This window comes from Bacillus cereus group sp. N21 (assembly GCF_016483395.1).
GTDB classification, from domain to species: Bacteria; Bacillota; Bacilli; order Bacillales; family Bacillaceae_G; genus Bacillus_A; species Bacillus_A pseudomycoides.
The window spans coordinates 1-1,290 of the sequence record NZ_JAEHBX010000191.1; the positions used below are offsets into that span (position 1 = coordinate 1).

Consider the following 1,290-nt stretch of genomic DNA (forward strand, 5'->3'; position numbering starts at 1 on the left):
GAAGTTTTCATTTCCTTTTTCTGTAACTCCATGTATACTAGTAGTATAGGAACGTACATTCGTTTCTTTGTTTTTAGGAATCTGAAACACTACAATGAAAAAAGAGGAAGGTGATGACAATGTTGCTGAGCCAAAAATATGAAATTTTCCCAATGAAAGAACAGAAAGAAATGTTAGAACGTTGGCTACAATATTGTCGTCAAACCTATAACTCTGCTCTTTTAGATAAACAGAGAAAATATAAAGAACATCAACAGCTGTATACACGTTCTGACATGCAAAAGCAACAAGTAATCGATAAGAAGAGATATCCTTTTCTAAAAGCAGTGCCATCACAGCCCTTACAAGAAGTGTTTTTACGACTCAAAAAGGCATATGATGGCTTTTTGAGTGGGGATACGAACTATCCCAAATTGAAAACGTATAAAGACTATAATAGTCTCACTTTCCCTCAATTTGGATTCAAATCGAATGGGAAACACCGCTTTGCGATGTCATTTGCAGATAACGGAAATTTATATAACAAACAATTAGGAGAAATAGAGATTCATCTGCATCGGCCGATAGAAGGAACAATCAAACAGTTGATTCTGAAACGCCAATCGAAGAGATGGTACACTATTTTTAGTGTCGAAAGACAGGATGTACCTCCCTCTATTGATATGGAAAATGCAATTGGTATAGATGTAGGACTGAATCAATACGCTGTTCTTTCAAATGGAACGGTATTTGAAAATCCAAGATTTCTTCTACAAAAAGAAAAGCAATTGAGGAAAGCACAGCATAACCTTTCGAAGAAAAAGAAGGACTCTACGAACTATAAGAAGCAAGTAGAACGGATTCGGAGCCTTCATGAAAAGGTAGCGAATCAAAGAAAAGATTTTTTACACAAATTAAGTTATCATCTCACGCAAATGTATTCGGTGATTTGTATAGAAAATCTGGATATTCGAAAGATGGTTCGGAATCGAAAAGTGTCGAAGTCGATCTCTGATGCAGGCTGGGGCGCTTTTCGTAAGATGCTTTTGTATAAGTGCGAGAAATTTGGAGGTTTACTTGTGAAAGTAGACCCAGCGTACACATCACAAGATTGTTCTAGCTGTGGGAATCGTGTGGAAAAATCACTTTCGATTCGGACACATATTTGTACAAAGTGTGGAACGGTGTTAGATAGAGATTATAATGCAAGTCTCAACATTTTGCGAAAAGGATTAGAGCAATTACTTGTGAGAACGACTGAAGAATGAAACTGTAGGGCAAGGTTGTGTCCGAACAGTATAAACGACGCCT

The 1,290-nt window shown here is 37.0% G+C and carries 1 protein-coding gene; it reads left to right on the forward strand.

Going from position 1 to position 1,290, the window contains the following annotated elements; translation table 11 throughout:
* Positions 1-113: 113 nt before the first annotated feature.
* Positions 114-1,247, forward strand: a complete 1,134-nt coding sequence (locus JDS96_RS30405; protein WP_199669085.1) for an RNA-guided endonuclease InsQ/TnpB family protein — start codon at positions 114-116, stop codon at positions 1,245-1,247.
* Positions 1,248-1,290 lie beyond the last annotated feature (43 nt).